Consider the following 17963-nt stretch of genomic DNA (forward strand, 5'->3'; position numbering starts at 1 on the left):
GTGACCACAGTTCGTCATCGAGTATCGGTTTGGCCATGGCCTCCTCGTCAGCGAAACAACGAAGAGGTTAACAAAACGCGCGGCGGGTTAACAGCCCCCGAACACTCATTTTGTTAGAGATTTTTAGGCACGCGCGAGCGCGGCGGCCAACCCGCCGTCTCGCGCAAAGCGCCCGATGCATGCCCGACCCTGATGCAAACATCATCTGCCGGAACATCGATATGCATGCCTTAACAGACATCACCCGCATCACTCGCGCGGCCATTGCCGCGTCGCAGGCCGCCGCTTCGACCACGCCACCTCCTTGGCATGCATCCGTCCCGCCTCGCGGGCGGCGATCCGGCGCACAGTCTTTATCCGCTTTCACGATCTGATGCACGGCGTCGCATGCGCACCGACGCGTGCCTCCGCCTGCCGATCGCTCCCGCCGGCGTGTCTTGCGCCGCGCGGCAACCCCGACCCGCACGTCCGCAACGAACGGCCGTGCGACCACGATCCGACACCATCGAGAGGGCATCACCATGAGCATGCGGCCTGACCCGACGTTTCACGCTTCGCCGGAACTTGCGATGCAGGCACCGCCGGAAGCGTTCGCCTATACGTTGTTGCTGAGCCCCGATTTTTCCAGACCCGACGCGCTCGCCGTGATCGACGTGAAGCCCGGCTCGTCGACCTACGGAAAGATCGTGCACACGGTGACGATGCCGAACACCGGCGACGAGTTTCACCACTTCGGCTGGAATGCGTGCTCGTCGTCGCTGTCGCCGTTGACCGGCCATGCGTTCCTCGAGCGCCGCTTCCTGATCATCCCCGGCCTGCGCTCGTCGCGCATCTACGTGATCGATACGAAGCCGCACCCGACGCAGGCGCGCATCCACAAGATCATCGAGCCCGACGAAATCTTCTCGAAGACCGGCTATTCGCGGCCGCACACGGTTCACTGCGGGCCGGAGGGCATCTACGTGAGCACGCTCGGCGGCGCGGGCAAGGACGGCACCGACGGCGCACCCGGCATCTTCATCATGGATTGCGAAACCTTCGACGTGCTCGGCCGCTGGGAGATCGATCGCGGCCCGCAGGACAAGCACTACGACTTCTGGTGGAACCTGCCGCGCGACTACATGGTGTCGAGCGAATGGGCGCTGCCGCCGCAATTCGAGAACGGGATCGTGCCCGAGGACCTGCTCGCGAACAAATACGGGCACCGGCTGCATTTCTGGGACCTGCGCGCGCGGCGCAACGTGCAGACGATCGATCTCGGCGCGCAGCACCAGATGGCGCTCGAGGTGCGGCCCGCGCACGACCCGGCGCGCGAATACGGCTTCGTCGGCGTCGTGGTCGACACGACGAATCTCGAAGGCTCGATCTGGACCTGGTGGCGCGAAGGCGGCAAGTTCCATGTGAAGAAGACGGCGACGATCCCGGCCGAGCCGGCCGCGGCCGATGAACTACCGCCGCTGCTGAAATCCTTCGGCGCGGTGCCGCCGCTCGTGACCGACATCGACCTGTCGCTCGACGACCGCTTCCTCTACGTGTCGTGCTGGGGCACCGGCGAGATGCGCCAGTACGACGTGTCGGACCCGCACCACCCGGTGCTCGCGGGGTCGGTACGAATCGGCGGCATCGCGCGCCGTGCGCCGCACTCGAACGGCCGCAGGTTCGCGGGCGGCCCGCAGATGGTCGAGATCAGCCGCGACGGGAAGCGCGTGTACTGGACCAACTCGCTGTATTCGACGTGGGACGACCAGTTCTATCCGGACGGCGTGCCGGGCGCGCAGGTGCTCGCGCATGTGGGACCGGAAGGTGGGCTGACGCTCGCCGACGATTACTGGGTCGAGTTCCCCGACGGCTATCGCGCGCACCAGATCCGGCTCGAAGGCGGCGACTGCTCGACCGATTCTTTCTGCTATCCGTCGGTCAAGCGTTGAACGCCGGCCTTCACGCCCAGCTCGCACTGTGGGCGGCCGTGCTCGCGAGCGGCATCTATCACGGGCTCAACCCCGCGATGGGCTGGCCGCTTGCGGTGTCGAACGCACTGATGACGCGCCGCGGCGGCGCACTCGTCGCGGCGCTCGGCTATCTCGCGCTCGGCCATGCGCTCGCGGTCTTCGCGGTGATGCTGCCGTTCGGGTTGCTCGCCGCGCTGCTCGCGTGGCAAACGGCGATCCGGATCGGCGCGAGCGCGCTCGTGATCGGCTTCGGCGCCGTGCTGCTGATCCGGCGCCGGCATCCGCGGGCGCTCGCGCGGATTCCGCCCGCGCGGCTCGGCCTGTGGTCGTTCGCGGTCGCGATCGCGCATGGCGCGGGGCTGATGCTGGTGCCGATCTACCTGGGGTTGTGCGGGCTCGACCAGGACGTCGGCCACCGGGCGGCGGCCACGCTCGTCGATGCGCATCTCGGGATGGCGCTCGTCGTCGCGGCCGTGCATGCCATCGCGATGATCGGCGCCGGCGGCGGGCTCGCCTGGCTCGTGTACCGCTATCTCGGGCTGAAGTTCGTGTCGCGGAGCTGGTTCAATCTCGATGCGGTGTGGGCGTCGAGCCTGATCGTGACGGGGGCGTTGTCGCTCGGACTGGCGGCGGCGCGCTAGCGGGGGCGTCAATGGCACGCGTGGCGGAGCGGCGGATCGGCAGGCGGACGAGCCGACCGCACCGCGCAAGAACGCGACAGAGCGGCCTTGCCGACCACGCGCCATCGGGAACCCGGCATCGCACCGCAGTGTTCGCTACGTCACGCTATCCCCGCGATGCGCCGTCCGGCTGGGCCCGGCGGCGCCGATTCCGCTAAAATCGGGCCATGCGCACCCCTTCCCAACCGACCGCCTTGTCGCCTTTCGTCCGCCGTGCCCGCCCCACCCGCGTCGCGCCGCGCCCGCCCGTTTCGTTCCGGATGGCCGCCCGATGAGCCACGCCAACCCGCCGGATTTCGACGCCGCCGCCTTCCGCCAGGCACTCGGCCAGTTCGCGACGGGCGTGACGGTGATCACGACGCGCGCGCCGTCGGGGCAACTGATCGGCATCACCGCCAGCTCGTTCAACTCGGTCTCGCTCGATCCGCCGCTCGTGCTGTGGAGCCTCGCGCACAAATCGGCGTCGACGCCGGTGTTCCGCGGCAACAGCCATTACGTGGTGAACGTGCTCGCAGCATCGCAGCTCGACCTGTGCAAGCGCTTCTCGACCTACAAGGGCGACCGCTTCGAAGGCATCGCGCATGCGGCCGGCAACTCGGGGATGCCCGTGCTCGACGGCGCACTCGCCTGGTTCGAGTGCCACAATCGCAGCCGCTACGATGAAGGCGACCACGTGATCTTCGTCGGCGAAGTGGAGCGCTGCGGCGTGCGCGCGGTATCGGACACGGCACCGCCGCTCGTGTTCCACGGCGGCGGCTTCCACGGCCTTACACCGCTTTGATTGCCCCCGTGCGCGCCAGCCCGACCGGCGCGCCGGCTTCATCCTTCAGCGTCTGCAGCACGATGTTCGAACGGATGTCCATTACGCCCGGCGCCTTGTAGAGCCGGTTCAGCACGAAATCCGAATAGTGCTTGAGGTTGTGCGCGAGCACGCGCAGCAGATAGTGGCTCTCGCCCGTCACGACGAACGCGCCGACGACCTCCGGCCATTCGCGCAGCGCTTCCGCGAAGCGCTCGTGCCATTGATTTTCTTCGTTGCGCATCGACACCTGAACGAACGCCTCGAGCTCGAAGCCGAGCTTTTCGCGGCTCAGGCACGCGCGATAGTGCTCGATCACGCCCTGTTCCTCGAGCAGGCGCATGCGGCGCAGACAGGCGGATGGCGAAAGCGAAATCCGTTCCGCCAAATCGAGATTGCTGATTCTGCCCTCTTCCTGCAGTACCGCCAGAATCCGGCAGTCGGTGGCATCGAGCGTGATCGCGTGCATTTTTGGTCCCCGTTTTCCCTCTGAGTCGAATTATCTGCCAATCCGGCGGATTGTCCATGTTTATTTCGCAAGCACTTTCTGCGAGCGTCCACCTATCATTCGAAGCATCGATTCACCGATTCGTCATGCCATGGACACTCTCTGGGACATCTCGCCGCCTGTCAGCCCCGCCACCCCCGTGTGGCCGGGCGATACGCCGGTTTCCGTCGAACGCGTGTGGCGGATGGAGGCCGGCTCGCCGGTCAACGTCGCACGCCTGACGCTGTCGCCGCACACGGGCGCGCACTGCGACGCGCCGCTGCACTACGACGCCGACGGCGCGCCGATCGGCGCCGTGCCGCTCGATACTTACCTCGGCCCGTGCCGCGTGATCCATTGCATCGGCGCATCGCCCGTCGTGCAGCCGGCCGACGTTGCGGCCGCGCTCGACGGCGTGCCGCCGCGCGTGCTGCTGCGCACCTGTGCGCAAGCGCCGGTCACGCAATGGGACCCCGGCTTCTGCGCGGTCGCGCCTGAAACGATCGACCTGCTCGCCGCGCACGGCGTGAAGCTGATCGGCATCGACACGCCGTCGCTCGACCCGCAGGAATCGAAGACGATGGATGCGCATCACCGCGTGCGCGCGCACCGGATGGCGATACTCGAAGGCATCGTGCTCGACGACGTGCCGCCCGGCGACTACGAACTGATCGCACTGCCGCTGAAGTTCGCGACGCTCGACGCGAGCCCCGTGCGCGCGGTGCTGCGCGCGCTGCCCGCGCGTGCCGCCTGATTACCCCGACTGACGACCCCACATCATGATCAAGACCCGTGAAGACGCGCTCGCGCTCGACCGCGACGACCCGCTCGCCCCGCTGCGCGACCAGTTCTCCCTGCCCGACGGCGTGATCTACCTCGACGGCAACTCGCTCGGCGCGCAGCCGCGCGCATCGGCCGCCCGCGCGCAGCAGGTAATCGGCGCCGAATGGGGCGAAGGCCTGATCCGCAGCTGGAACACGGCCGGCTGGTTCGCGCTGCCGCGCCGTCTCGGCGACAAGCTCGCCACGCTGATCGGCGGCGCGCCCGGCGAAACGGTCGTGACCGATACGATCTCGATCAACCTGTTCAAGCTGCTGTCGGCGATGGTGCGCCACCAGGCCGAGCGCGCGCCCGAGCGCCGCGTGATCGTGTCGGAACGCTCGAACTTCCCGACCGACCTGTATATCGCGCAGGGGCTGATCGAACAGCTCGGCGGCGACTACGAACTGCGCCTGATCGACGATCCGGCCGACCTGCCCGGCGCGCTCGGCGCGGACACGGCCGTCGCGATGATCACGCACGTGAACTACCGCACCGGCTACATGCACGACATGGCGGCGGTCACGCAGCTCGTGCACGACGCGGGCGGGCTCATGCTGTGGGATCTCGCGCACTCGGCCGGCGCGGTGCCGGTCGACCTGAACGGCGCACGCGCGGACGGCGCGGTCGGCTGCACGTACAAGTACCTGAACGGCGGCCCCGGCTCGCCCGCCTTCGTGTGGGTGCCGCAGCGCCATCACGCGCACTTCTCGCAGCCGCTGTCCGGCTGGTGGGGCCACCGCGCACCGTTCGCGATGCAGCCGGGCTTCGCGCCCGATCCGGGCATCGCGCGCTTCCTGTGCGGCACGCAGCCGATCGTGTCGATGTCGATGGTCGAATGCGGGCTCGACGTGTTCCTGCAGACCGACATGCACGCGATCCGCCGCAAGTCGCTCGCGCTGACCGACACGTTCATCGCGCTGGTCGAAGCACGCTGCGCGGGCCTGTCGCTGAAGCTCGTCACGCCGCGCGCGCATCACCAGCGCGGCTCGCAGGCGAGCTTCGAGCATCCGCACGGCTACGAGGTGATGCAGGCGCTGATCGCGCGCGGCGTGATCGGCGACTACCGCGAGCCGTACGTGCTGCGCTTCGGCTTCACGCCGCTCTACACGCGCTTCGCCGACGTGTGGGATGCCGTCGAGACGCTGCGCGACATCCTCGCCACCGGCGCGTGGAAGGCGCCCGAGTTCGCCGAACGCGGCGCGGTGACCTGACCCGCTTCGCGCGGCGCACGCATGACGCGCGCCGCGCCCCCGTCATTCAAATCTGGAGAGAGTCGTGAATTCTGGTCATATGCAGCCACCCGGCGACGACGCGCCGGCGGGCTGCCCGTTCTCGGGCGCACGCGCCGCGCATCCGGCACCCGCGGCCCAGGCCGCGCACGAAGCGTCGCACGTGCCGGGCGACGCCGGCTGGCACAACGCGCAGCTCGATTTCTCGAAGTCGATGAGCTACGGCGACTACCTGTCGCTGAATTCGATCCTCGACGCGCAGCACCCGCTGTCGCCCGATCACAACGAGATGCTGTTCATCATCCAGCATCAGACGAGCGAGCTGTGGATGAAGCTTGCGCTGTTCGAGCTGCGCGGCGCCCTCGACGCGGTACGCACCGACGCGCTGCCGCCCGCGTTCAAGATGCTCGCGCGCGTGTCGCGGATTCTCGAGCAGCTCGTGCAGGCGTGGAACGTACTGTCGACGATGACGCCGTCCGAATATTCGGCGATGCGGCCCTATCTCGGGCAGTCGTCGGGCTTCCAGTCGTACCAGTACCGGCAGCTCGAATTCCTGCTCGGCAACAAGAACGTGCAGATGCTGCAACCGCATGCGCACCGGCCCGACCTCCTCGAACAGGTGCGCGCAACGCTCGAGGCGCCGTCGTTCTACGACGAAGTCGTGCGCCTGCTCGCACGGCGCGGCTTCCCGATCGCGGCGGAGCGGCTCGAACGCGACTGGACCCAGCCGACCCGGCATGACGAAACGGTCGAGGCCGCGTGGCTCGAGGTGTACCGTCACCCGCAGCAGCATTGGGAGCTCTATGAGATGGCCGAGGAACTGGTCGATCTCGAGGATGCGTTCCGTCAGTGGCGCTTCCGTCACGTGACGACCGTCGAGCGCATCATCGGCTTCAAGCAGGGCACGGGCGGCACCAGCGGCGCGCCGTACCTGCGCAAGATGCTCGACGTCGTGCTGTTCCCGGAGCTCTGGCACGTGCGCACCACGCTGTAACGCACGAAACGCCCCCGGGCCCGCGCGCCGTCACGGCGACGTGCGGGCCAGCTCCTCCCCTTCGCGCGGCTGCACGGCCGCGCGCGACAGTCGCGGGATGTGCCGTCGCACGACGAGCAGCGCGACACAAACAATCCCCATCGCGATCGCCAGCATCGTCAGATAGGCCGTGGCGCCGCCCGTGGTGATCACGAGCGCGCCCGCGAACGCGCTGAAGATCGCGCCGAGCCGCCCGAACGCGAGCGCGCTGGCCGTCCCCGTCGCGCGCACGGCTGTCGGATAGATGTACGCACAGAGCGCATACATCGTCGACTGCACCGCATTGACGAACAACCCGTGCAGGCCGAGCCCGACGATCAGCCAGCCCGTGTGGCGGCCGGCATCGACACCCATCAGCCACACCGCACTCGCCGCGCCGCCGATACTGCACAGCACGAGCGGCCAGCGCGACCCGGCATGCGCGATCGTCCACGCGCACAACAGCGCGCCGATCACGCCGCCGAGGTTGTACGCGGTGAGGCCCGTACCGGCGACCGACACGCTCAGCCCGCTCGCCGCCAGCATCGTCGGCAGCCAGCTGAACGCCGCATACACGGCGAGCAGGCACATGAAGAAGGCGCACCACAGCGCGATCGTGTCGCGCGCCTGACCGCTCGCGAACAGCGCACCGAAGCCGCCGCGCCCGCCTGCCGCGCGCGCGTCCCTCATGTCGGTAAAGGCGGTGCCCGGTGCGACCGGCCGCTCCATCCGCGCAAGCAGCGCGCCGAGCTCCGGCCAGCGCGCGGGGCGCCGCGCGAGATAGCGCGGCGATTCGGGCAACGCACGCACGAGCACGAAACCGAGCACGAGCGGCAACGCGCCGCCCGCGAAGAACAACCCGCGCCAGCCGTAGCGCGGCAGCACCTCGTGCGCGAACAGGCCGGCCAGCATCCCGCCGAGCGGCACGCAGACGATCGTCGCGGTCACCATCATCGTGCGACGCCGCGCGGGCGTGTATTCGGCTGTCATTGTCGTGGCCGTCGGCAATGCACCGCCGATCCCGAGCCCCGCGACGAAGCGCAGCACCGCGATCGCCGTGACGTCCGGTGCGAAGCCGATCGCGCAGGTCGCGATGCCGAACAGGAACACGCTGCCGATCACGGCCTGGCGGCGGCCGAAGCGGTCCGCAACGATCCCCGCGCACGCGCTGCCGATGCCCATCCCGATCAGCCCCGCCGCAACGGCAGGCGCGAACGCGCCACGCGTGATGCCCCATTCGCGGATCAGCACCGGAATCGCGAAGCCGATCAGCTGGCCGTCGAAGCCGTCGAGCACGATCGCGAGCGCGGCGAGCAGCACCACGCCACGCTGCATCGCCGTAAACGGCCCGTCGTCGAGCGTCGCGCCGATGTCGACGGACGGCGACTGAACTCCGTCGCGCGTGCTCATGCGGCCTCCCGTTCGCCGCGCCGAGGCGGCAACGTGCGCGAACGGCGCGCGGCAAGACAACGGCATTCGATGGCTTTCATGGCGTCTCCAGTGGCCCGGGCTGGCGCGGTGGCGCGTGCCCGGATCCCGTGCTGCGCAGGCGGCCGGTGTCGACGCAACGGCGCCGGCCCCGGTGTCTCGTCCAACCCGTCCCGATCCGGTGCCGTCGCCTGCGCGCGACGCACTCGTATCGTCGTGCGGCGCACGCAGCGCCGCCGGCCTGATGCTCAGTTCATCCGCGCGTCGATCAGCCGGACCAGCGCGAGCAGCGTTTCCACATGCGGCACCGCCACGCCCGCTTCGCGCGCGGCCGCGACGACCTTGCCGCTGATCGCGTCGATTTCCGTGCGGCGGCCCGCGAGCACGTCCTGCAGCATCGACGGGCGATGACCGCGATGCGCGCGGATCGCATGCTCGACATTGCGCGCGATGCGTTCGCCGTCGACCGCGATGCCCTTCGCGCGGGCGACGGCGGCCACCTCGGCCGCAATCGCGAGCGCGAGCCGCGGCCCGTCGTGATGATTGCCGAGCTGGTCGACCATGCAGCCCGTCACCGCGCACAGCGTGTTGAGCGCCGCGTTGAACGCGACCTTCTCCCAGATCGCGGCCCACACGTCGGCATCCAGCGTGCACGCGAGCCCCGCGCGCGACAGCGTATCGGCCACGGCCGTCGCGAACGGGCGCGCCGCGCCGTCGGCCGTCATCATGCGGATCGTGCCCGCACCGTGCGAGCGTACGTGTGCAGGCCCCACGGCGTCGGCGGGCCACGTCGTCACGCCAACCAGGATGCGTTCGAGCGGCATGAACGCATTCAGCGTCTCCACGTTGCCGAGCCCGTTCTGCAACGTGAGCACGTGCGTGTGCGGCGTCAGCAGCGCGCGCACGCCGTCGAGCGCGGTGCGCGTATGCAGCGACTTCGTGAAAACGATCAGCAGGTCGAATGGCGTATCGGACGATGCGGCCGCATCCGCTTGCGCGGTTTCCGGCCGCACGGCCTGCAACGTATGGACGCGCCGTTCACCACGATCGTCGTCGATGCGCAGCCCGTCGCGGCGAATCGCATCGAGGTGCGCGTCGTTCACGTCGATCAGCGTGACGGCCTCACCGCTTTCGGCGAGCAGCCCGCCGAACAGCGAGCCCATCGCGCCGGCGCCCAGAATCGCAATCCTCATGGTCGGCGGCCTCGTCAGAACGGATAGTGGCGCGGTGCGGTCTGCACGGTGATCCAGCGCAGGTCCGTGAACGCCGCGATGCCGGCCTTGCCGCCGAAGTGGCCGAAACCGCTTTCCTTCACGCCGCCGAACGGCATCTGCGCCTCGTCGTGCACGGTCGGACCGTTCACGTGGCAGATGCCCGACTCGATGCGCCCCGCGACGCGCAGCGCACGCGCGACGTCGCGGCTGAAGACGGCCGACGACAGCCCGAACGCGTTGTCGTTCGCGCAACGGATCGCCGCCTCCTCGCCATCGACGCGCACGATGCCCTTCACCGGGCCGAACGATTCTTCCGCATAGACGCGCATCGCCGGCGTCACATGGTCGAGCAGCGTGGCCGGGTACAGCGTGCTGTCGGCCTTCCCGCCGCACACGAGCGTCGCGCCGTGCGCGAGCGCATCGTCGATCAGCGCATTGCAGCGCTCGACGGCCTTCATGTCGATCAGCGACCCGAGCACGACGGGCCCTTGTCGCGGATCACCGAGCGGCAGCGACGCGGCCTTGTCGGCGAGCTTCGCGACGAACGCATCGGCGATCGATGCGTCGACGACGATGCGTTCGGTCGACATGCAGATCTGCCCGGAATTGGCGAATGCGCCGAACGCGGCGGCCGCGACCGCCGCATCGAGATCGGCATCGTCGAGCACGACGAACGGCGCCTTGCCGCCGAGTTCCAGCACCGCCGGTTTCAGATGACGTGCGCAGGCTTCGGCGATGATCCTGCCGACACGCGTCGAACCCGTGAAATTCACGCGGCGCACGGCCGGATGCGCGATCAACGCATCGACGATGGCGCCCGCGTCCTCGGGCGCGTTCGTCACGAAATTGACGACGCCCGGCGGCAGCCCGGCTTCCTGCAGCGCCTCGACGATCAGCCCGTGCGTGACGGGGCACAGCTCCGAACCCTTCAGGACGACCGTGTTGCCGCACGCGAGCGGCAGCGCGAGCGCGCGCGTCGCGAGGATCACCGGCGCGTTCCACGGCGCGATGCCGAGCACGACGCCTGCCGGTTGCCGCACGCCCATCGCGAGCGAGCCCGGCACGTCGGACGGAATCAGCTCGCCGCCGACCTGCGTGGTCAGCGACGCGGCCTCGACGAGCCCGCTCGCGGCAAGATGCACGTTGAAGCCGGCCCACAGCGCGGAGGCGCCCGTCTCGGCCGCCATCGCGGCGACGAACTGCTCGTGCTTCGCTTCGAGTGCGGCGGCCGCCTTCAGCAGCAGCGCGCGGCGGGCACCGGGACCGAGCGCGGCCCAGTCGGGAAACGCGCGGGCGGCCGCGTCGGCCGCCGCACGCGCATCGTCGACGGTGCAGGCGGGCGCTTCGGACGCGACTGCGCCATCAAGCGGGTTGCGGCGCACGAAGGTCGCGCCGCCGGACGAGTGACGGCGTTCGCCGCCGATCAGCATCGATACGGTTTGCATGGAGTCTCCGGAGGGACGCGCGTTGCGCATCACGTAATTCAGGCAATCTCGACTTCGACGACGACCGGCGTCGCCGCACGCAGCGCATCGGCCAGCGTGTCGCGCAGATGCGCGGCAGCGCTCACGCGCACCCCGCGGCAGCCCATCCCTTGCGCGAGCGCGACGAAATCCAGGTTCGGCAGATCGGTGCCCTGCACGGGGTCATCGGGGCCGAAGCCGAACACCGGCGCGAAATCCTGCAGCGCCGCGTAGCGCCGGTTGTTCAGGATCACGAACGTGATCGGCAGCTTCAGCTGCGCGGCGCTCCACAAGGCTTGGATCGAATACAGGCTCGACCCGTCGCCGATCAGCCCGATCACGTGCCGGCCCGGCTGCGCGAGCGCGACGCCGACGGCGGCCGGCATCCCGTAGCCGAGGCCGCCGCTGTCCATCGTGTAGAACGTGCCGCTGCGCGTGAACGGCAGGTGTTCCTGCATCACGGGCCGTGCGCTCGGCGCTTCCTCGACGACGATGTCGTGCGCGTCGCGCACGTCGGCGAGCGTCTGCAGCGCGAACGCGACCGGCATGCGCTCGCCGGCGGCCGGCGGTTCGACACGCGCACGCGGCGGCCGCGGTGCGGGCATCGGCCGCTCGGGCGGCGCCGGGCGCGCGAGCAGGTCGCGCGCCGCGAGCCGCAGGTTGCCGACGACCGCATCGCCCGACGGCGTCCACGCGGCGACGCCCGGATCGTCGACCAGCTGCACGAGCGTCGCGCCCGGCGGCACGTGCGGGCCGAAGCCCTCGATGTGATAGGTGAACGCGGGCGCGCCGAACGCGAACACGAGGTCGTGCCCGTCGAGCCGGGCGACGATCTTCTCGCGGATCGCTGGCAGGAAGCCGGCGAACAGCGGATGGTCCTCGGGGAAACTGCAGCGCCCCGACATCGGCGCGGCGTACACGCGCGCACGGTGCCGCTCGGCGAGCCGCACGACTTCATCCCACGCACCGGCGCGATCGACGGCCGCACCGACCACGAACGCGGGACGCCGCGCGGCGTCGAGCGCGTGGCCGAGCCGCGCAAGCGCATCGGGATCGGGCCGCACGATGCTGCTGACGTCGCGGCGCGGCAGCAGTTCGGCCGGCTGGTCCCAGTCGTCGACCGGAATCGACACGAACACCGGGCCGCGCGGCTCCTGCATCGCGATGCGGTATGCACGCGCGATCGCGGCCGGCACGTCCTGCGCGCGCGCGGGCTCGATGCTCCACTTCACGTACGGCTTCGGCAGCTCGGCGGCCTGCGTCGCGCCGAGGAACGGGTCGAACGGCAGGATCGCGCGCGCCTGCTGGCCCGCGGTGACGATCAGCGGCGTGCGGTTCTTGAATGCGGTGAAGAGGTTGCCCATCGCGTTGCCGACGCCCGCCGCCGAATGCAGGTTGACGACCGCCGCGTTGCCGGTGGCCTGCGCATGGCCGTCGGCCATCCCGACCACGACGGCTTCATGCAAACCGAGCACGTAGCGGAAATCGTCCGGGAAGTCGCGGAACATCGGCAGCTCGGTCGAGCCGGGATTGCCGAACACGCGGTCGATGCCGAACTGGCGAAGCAGGTCGATCACCGCATCGCGGACGGTGATCGGTGCGGCGGAAGGGGACGAATGGCCGGACATGCTCGGCGCTCCTCGATGGCTTGGCGGTTTCCACAGTATCGAAGCGCAAGCCATTCTCGGATACTGTATTTTTTGCGATAAGCCATACCATTCCGTCATGACTTTCGATCTCCGACAATTGCGCGCCTTCACGACGATCGTCGCGTGCGGCAGCCTCGGCCGCGCCGCCGACGCGCTGCACGTGACCCAGCCGGCGCTGAGCCGGATCCTGAAGCGGCTCGAGGACCAGGTCGGTGCGCCGTTGTTCGAGCGTCACTCGAAGGGCGTGCAGCTCACCGCGTTCGGCGAGGCGCTGCTGCCGCACGCGACGCTGCTGCAGCACGAGGCCGAGCACGCGCGCGAAGAGCTCGACGCAATGCGCGGGTTCGCGAAGGGCACGATCAAGGTCGGCACGGTGGGCAGCATCGCGAGCCTCGTGCTGCCGGTCGCGGTGGGCCGCGTGCTCGACCGCTGGCCGAACCTGCGCGTCGAGATCATCGAAGGCGTGTGGGACCGGCTCGCGGAAGGGCTGAACAAGCACGAGATCGATCTCGCGCTGTCCGCGCACGGGCCCGATACCGACGAGATCGTCGCGATTCCCGAGTGCCGCTGGGAAGATCGCAGCCATATCGTTGCGGCGCCGCACCATCCGCTGCGCGCGCTCGGCCGCGCGCCGACGCTCGCCGATACGCTGCACGCGCGCTGGGCGATTCCGCCGCGCGGCACCGCGCCGTTCGACCACATGCGGGCGACCTTCGACGCGCACGGGCTCGCGCTGCCCGACATCGCGGTCGAGACGCGCTCGGTCACGACATTGAAGAGCCTCGTCGCGCATGCCGGTTTCCTGAGCTGGATGGCCGAGCCGATGTACGGCGCCGAGCAGCGCGCCGGCACGATCGACACGCTGCCCGTGCACGAGGTCGTCGCGGTACGCACGCTCACCGCGTTCCGGCGCCGCCACGGCATCCTGCCGGGGCCGGCCGGCAAGCTGCTCGACGAACTCGTCGTGCTGACGCGCGAAGGACACTGACGGCACCTTGCGCACCGACCGCCCGGTCGCGCGCTCCCCGCCCTGCCCGCGCCGCCACCGCAGCGCACCATCGAAATGCGGTTTCCCCACCTTGACTTTCGCTCGCCCGAATACGATCATTCGCTCACACAAAGAGCAAATGATCGTATTCGTCGGTCGCATTCGACAGGACAGTCAGGCACGAACAGGAGACACCGGATGAGCGCATCGCCCTCCGCCCGCACGCCCGTGCTGCTGCACATCGGCGCGGGCTCGTTTCACCGCGCGCACCAGGCGTGGTATCTGCATCGCGTGAACGCGGCCGTACCGGCCGACGAGCGCTGGTCGCTGACCGTCGGCAACATCCGCGACGACATGCACGCGACGATAGACGCACTCGCCGCGCAGCACGGCGCCTACACGCTCGAAACCGTCACGCCGCAAGGCGAACGCGCGTACGAGACGATCCGGGCGATCACGCGCGTGCTGCCGTGGTCGATCGATCTCGCCGCGCTGATCGACGCCGGCGCCGATCCGGCCTGCCGGATCGTATCGTTCACCGTCACCGAAGGCGGTTACTACCTCGACGAACACAACCGGCTCGACATCGCGAATGCCGATCTCGCGGCCGACCTGCAAGGCGCGCGCACGACGCTGTACGGCGCGCTCGCCGCGCTGCTCGCCGAACGCGTGAAGCGCGGCGCGGGCCCGCTCACGCTGCAGAGCTGCGACAACCTGCGCAACAACGGCGCGCGCTTTCGCGCGGGGATGCGCGAATTCCTCGACCGGCGCGGGCAGGCCGACCTGCTCGCGTGGTTCGATGCGAACGTCGCCACGCCGAGCGCGATGGTCGACCGCATTACGCCGCGCCCGACCGCCGACGTGCGCGAACGCGTGCTGGCCGCCACCGGCATCGACGACGCTTGCCCGGTGATGGGCGAATCGTTCATCCAGTGGGTGATCGAGGACCGCTTCGCGGCCGGCCGGCCGCGCTGGGAGCTGGCCGGCGCCGAACTCGTCGATGACGTGCACCCATACGAGGAAGCGAAGATCCGCATCCTCAACGCGACGCACAGCTGCATCGCGTGGGCCGGCACGCTCGCGGGCCACACGTACATCCACGAAGGCACGCACGACGCGGCGATCCGCCGCTTCGCGCACGACTACGTGACGCAGGACGTGATCCCGTGCCTCACGCCGAGCCCGCTCGATCTCGCGCGCTACCGCGACGTTGTGCTCGAACGCTTCGGCAACCCGTACGTGCTCGACACGAACCAGCGCGTCGCGGCCGACGGCTTCTCGAAGATCCCCGGCTTCATCGCGCCGACGCTCGTCGAATCGTTCGCGCGCGGCGCGGCGCCGGTCGCCACCGCCGTGCTGCCCGCGCTGTTCCTGCGCTTTCTCGAACGCTGGGCGCGCGGCACGTTGCCGTATGCGTACCAGGACGGCGTGATGGACGAAGGCGCCGCGCGGGCGATCGTCGCGGCTGACGACCCGGTCGTCGCGCTGTGCGCGAGCCGCGCGCTGTGGGGCTCGCTCGCCGGCAACGCGGCGCTGTTCGAGGCGCTGCGCGCCGGGCTCGCGCGGGTCGACGCATGGCTCGCGGCACGCTGACCCGCATCCGGGCGAACCTGCCTTGGCACGGGTGCGGCCGCGCGGCTAAAGTAGCGACTCCCCACTGACGGAACGGATCGCTCATGTATCTCGGCATCGACCTCGGCACCTCGGAAGTGAAGGTGCTGCTGCTCGCCCCGGACGGCACGGTCGTCGGCACTGCCGGCTCGCCGTTCACCGTGTCGCGGCCGCATCCGCGCTGGGCCGAACAGCATCCGGAGGACTGGTGGCAAGGCACGCTCGCCGCGCTCGCGGCCCTGCGCGAACGGCACCGCCAGGCGTTCGCGGCCGTGCGCGGCATCGGGCTGTCGGGCCAGATGCACGGCGCCGTGCTGCTCGGGCGCGACGACCGTGTGCTGCGCCCCGCGATCCTGTGGAACGACATGCGCAGCGCCGACGAATGCGCGCTGCTCACCGAACGCGCGCCCGATCTCCACGCCCTCGCCGGCAATCTCGCGATGCCGGGCTTTACCGCGCCGAAACTGCTGTGGGTCGCGAAGCACGAACCCGACGTGTTCGCGGCGACCGCCTGCGTGCTGATGCCGAAGGACTACCTGCGGTTCCGGCTGACCGGCGCGAAGGTGTCCGATCCGTCGGACGCGGCCGGCACGCTGTGGCTCGACGTCGCGCGCCGCGACTGGTCCGATGCGCTGCTCGCCGCGTGCGGGATGTCGCGTGACCAGATGCCGCGCATCGTCGAAGGCAATGCGCCGTCCGGCACGCTGCGCGCGGACATCGCCCGCGAACTCGGGCTCTCGGAAGCCGTCGTGGTGGCCGGCGGCGGCGGCGACAACGCGACGAGCGCGCTCGGCATCGGCGCGATCCATGCCGGCGACGGCTTCGTGTCGCTCGGCACGTCGGGCGTGCTGAGCGTGGTCGGCGATCGTTTCATGCCGAATCCGGCATCGGCCGTGCATGCGTTCTGCCATGCGATTCCCGATCGCTGGCAATTGATGAGCGTCGTGCTGTCGGCCGCGAGCTGCCTGCGCTGGGTCTGCAAGCTGACCGGCACCGACGAGCCCGCGCTGCTCGCCGAAGTCGAGGCGCTCGACGCCGACGCGCTCGCGACGGCGCCGCTGTTCCTGCCCTACCTGTCCGGCGAGCGCACGCCGCACAACGATCCGTATGCGCAGGGCGTGTTCTTCGGGATGACGCATGCGACCGAACGCGCGCATCTCGGCTACGCGGTACTCGAAGGCGTGACGCTCGGCCTCGCCGACGGTCTCGACGCGCTGCATGCGGCCGGCGTCGAAACCGACCAGTTGTCGCTGATCGGCGGCGGTGCACGCAGCGCGTTCTGGGCGCAACTGATCGCGGATGCGCTGAACGTGCGCACGCGCCAGCACGGCGGCGGCGAAACCGGCGCGGCGCTCGGCGCGGCTCGGCTCGGCTGGCTGGCTGTCGGCGGCGATCCGCAGACGGTGCTGACCAAGCCGCCGGTGCGCGCCGAATACACGCCGGATGCTGCCCGCCATGCGCCGCTGCGCGAGCGCCTCGATGCATTCCGCGCACTGTACCGTCACGTGCGCCCGCTGTACGAACCGTCGCGCGCGCGGCTCGCGTAAGCGCCGCCGCGGCGCGCCGATCGGCCGTCGGTCGTGCGCAAGACATGCGGTACAGTGGATGCCGTCATGCGGCCCACCGGCCGGCCCGCGGGGCGGCCCCCAGATCCGAATCGAATCGCTATCGTGTCCAAGTCCTCAGAAAAACTCGATCTCGCCACGCGTGCCGCGTGGCTCTACTACGTCGCGGGCGACACGCAGAACGAAATCGCGGAAAAGCTGCAGGTGTCGCGCCCGGTCGCGCAGCGCCTCGTCGCGTTCGCGGTCGAGAAGAACCTGATCCGCGTGCGCGTCGACCACCAGCTCGCCGACTGTCTCGATCTCGGCGCGCAGCTATCGAAGCGCTACGGCCTCGCGATGTGCGAAGTCGTGCCCGTCGATGCCGATGCGCCCGACGCGATCGACCGCAAGCTCGCGGTCGCCGGCGCGCAGGTGATGGAGCGCTACCTGAACGAAACGCGGCCGATGGTGATCGCGGTCAGCAGCGGCCGGACGCTGAAGGCCGCGGTCGCGCAGATCGCGCAGATCGACCGCCCGCAGCACCGGCTCGTGTCGATGGTCGGCGCGATCGCGGCCGACGGTTCGTCGAACCGCTACGACGTCGCGCAGTACATCTCCGAGAAAACCGGCAGCAAGCACTTCCTGCTGCCCGCGCCGCTGTTCGCCGACAGCGCCACCGAGCGCGCGCAGTGGTGCAATCACCGGCTGTACCGGATCGTCGAGGCGCTTTCGGGCGAGGCCGACGTCGCGTTCGTCGGGATCGGCAACACCGGCCCGCACTGCCCGCTCTACGAAGACGGCTTCATCACCGAACAGGAGCGCGACGAGATGACCTCGCTCGGCGCGGTGGCCGAACTGCTCGGCATGCCGATCGACGCACACGGCAAGATGATCGACGTGTCGACCAGCGCGCGCGTGACGAGCGTGTCGCTCGCCGCGCCGCCGAAGCGCCCGACGATCGCGTTCGCCGGCGGCCCGAAGAAACGCGACGCGGTGATCGCCGCGCTGCGCGGCGGCTGGCTGTCCGGGCTCGTCACCGACGAAACCTGCGCACGCGCCGCGCTCGACGCGAAGGCGGACTGACGCCG

15 protein-coding genes are annotated in these 17963 nt (G+C 69.7%); 10 read left to right on the top strand and 5 right to left on the bottom strand.

The features are described from left to right. Positions 1-521: 521 nt before the first annotated feature. From LGN17_RS30540 to LGN17_RS30550, 3 genes are all read left to right on the top strand, one after another. Positions 522-1928, top strand: coding sequence for a selenium-binding family protein (locus LGN17_RS30540; RefSeq protein ID WP_226200767.1), 1407 nt, complete (start codon positions 522-524; stop codon positions 1926-1928). Beyond that, entirely contained in the window at positions 1925-2590 is a 666-nt protein-coding gene (locus tag LGN17_RS30545; RefSeq protein ID WP_226200768.1) for a hypothetical protein, read from the top strand. The genes LGN17_RS30540 and LGN17_RS30545 overlap by 4 nt, the downstream gene beginning before the upstream one ends. 310 nt (positions 2591-2900) lie before the next feature. Then, complete coding sequence (locus tag LGN17_RS30550; protein WP_011353017.1) at positions 2901-3410, top strand: flavin reductase family protein; 510 nt, start codon at positions 2901-2903, stop codon at positions 3408-3410. Here the strand turns inward: LGN17_RS30550 and LGN17_RS30555 are convergent. Further along, positions 3397-3897, bottom strand: a complete 501-nt coding sequence (locus LGN17_RS30555) for an Lrp/AsnC family transcriptional regulator (protein ID WP_006477992.1) — start codon at positions 3895-3897, stop codon at positions 3397-3399. The two genes, LGN17_RS30550 and LGN17_RS30555, sit on opposite strands and share 14 nt — an antisense overlap. 130 nt (positions 3898-4027) lie before the next feature. On the opposite strand from LGN17_RS30555, the gene kynB reads away from it, so the two are divergent. The 3 genes from kynB to kynA all read left to right on the top strand — a co-directional run bounded on the left by kynB (position 4028) and on the right by kynA (position 6960). Then, positions 4028-4669: an arylformamidase gene (gene kynB / locus LGN17_RS30560; RefSeq protein ID WP_226200769.1), complete on the top strand. Its 642-nt coding sequence runs from the start codon at positions 4028-4030 to the stop codon at positions 4667-4669. Positions 4670-4694: 25 nt separating this feature from the next. Continuing rightward, positions 4695-5948, top strand: a complete 1254-nt coding sequence (gene kynU, locus LGN17_RS30565; RefSeq protein ID WP_264166124.1) for a kynureninase — start codon at positions 4695-4697, stop codon at positions 5946-5948. A gap of 79 nt (positions 5949-6027) precedes the next feature. Continuing rightward, the gene (gene kynA / locus LGN17_RS30570) at positions 6028-6960 is read left to right on the top strand and encodes a tryptophan 2,3-dioxygenase (RefSeq protein WP_175951170.1); all 933 of its coding nucleotides are present in this window, start codon (positions 6028-6030) and stop codon (positions 6958-6960) included. Between the two features lie 30 nt (positions 6961-6990). Here the strand turns inward: kynA and LGN17_RS30575 are convergent, their stop codons facing one another. The 4 genes from LGN17_RS30575 to mdlC all read right to left on the bottom strand — a co-directional run bounded on the left by LGN17_RS30575 (position 6991) and on the right by mdlC (position 12711). After that, on the bottom strand, positions 6991-8388 hold the full coding sequence (locus LGN17_RS30575) for an MFS transporter (RefSeq protein ID WP_226200770.1): 1398 nt from the start codon (positions 8386-8388) through the stop codon (positions 6991-6993). Positions 8389-8654: 266 nt separating this feature from the next. Beyond that, the gene (locus LGN17_RS30580; protein WP_226200771.1) at positions 8655-9599 is read right to left on the bottom strand and encodes a ketopantoate reductase family protein; all 945 of its coding nucleotides are present in this window, start codon (positions 9597-9599) and stop codon (positions 8655-8657) included. 14 nt (positions 9600-9613) lie between these two features. Continuing rightward, positions 9614-11065: an aldehyde dehydrogenase gene (locus LGN17_RS30585; protein WP_226200772.1), complete on the bottom strand. Its 1452-nt coding sequence runs from the start codon at positions 11063-11065 to the stop codon at positions 9614-9616. Positions 11066-11103: 38 nt separating this feature from the next. Next, complete coding sequence (gene mdlC / locus LGN17_RS30590) at positions 11104-12711, bottom strand: benzoylformate decarboxylase (RefSeq protein WP_226200773.1); 1608 nt, start codon at positions 12709-12711, stop codon at positions 11104-11106. Between the two features lie 97 nt (positions 12712-12808). On the opposite strand from mdlC, the gene LGN17_RS30595 reads away from it, so the two are divergent. The 4 genes from LGN17_RS30595 to LGN17_RS30610 all read left to right on the top strand — a co-directional run bounded on the left by LGN17_RS30595 (position 12809) and on the right by LGN17_RS30610 (position 17958). After that, complete coding sequence (locus LGN17_RS30595) at positions 12809-13720, top strand: LysR family transcriptional regulator (RefSeq protein ID WP_226200774.1); 912 nt, start codon at positions 12809-12811, stop codon at positions 13718-13720. Positions 13721-13918: 198 nt separating this feature from the next. Further along, positions 13919-15313 (top strand): D-arabinitol 4-dehydrogenase, encoded by a 1395-nt coding sequence (dalD, locus tag LGN17_RS30600; RefSeq protein ID WP_226200775.1) that lies wholly within the window; start codon positions 13919-13921, stop codon positions 15311-15313. Between the two features lie 83 nt (positions 15314-15396). Beyond that, on the top strand, positions 15397-16878 hold the full coding sequence (xylB, locus tag LGN17_RS30605; RefSeq protein WP_226200776.1) for a xylulokinase: 1482 nt from the start codon (positions 15397-15399) through the stop codon (positions 16876-16878). A gap of 66 nt (positions 16879-16944) precedes the next feature. Continuing rightward, a complete protein-coding gene (locus LGN17_RS30610) occupies positions 16945-17958 on the top strand; it encodes a sugar-binding transcriptional regulator (protein ID WP_226200777.1) in 1014 nt (337 codons plus the stop codon). The last annotated feature ends 5 nt before the right edge of the window (positions 17959-17963 follow it).

Origin of the sequence: Burkholderia sp. AU30280 (assembly GCF_020420125.1) — a bacterium.
Classification (GTDB): domain Bacteria; phylum Pseudomonadota; class Gammaproteobacteria; order Burkholderiales; family Burkholderiaceae; genus Burkholderia.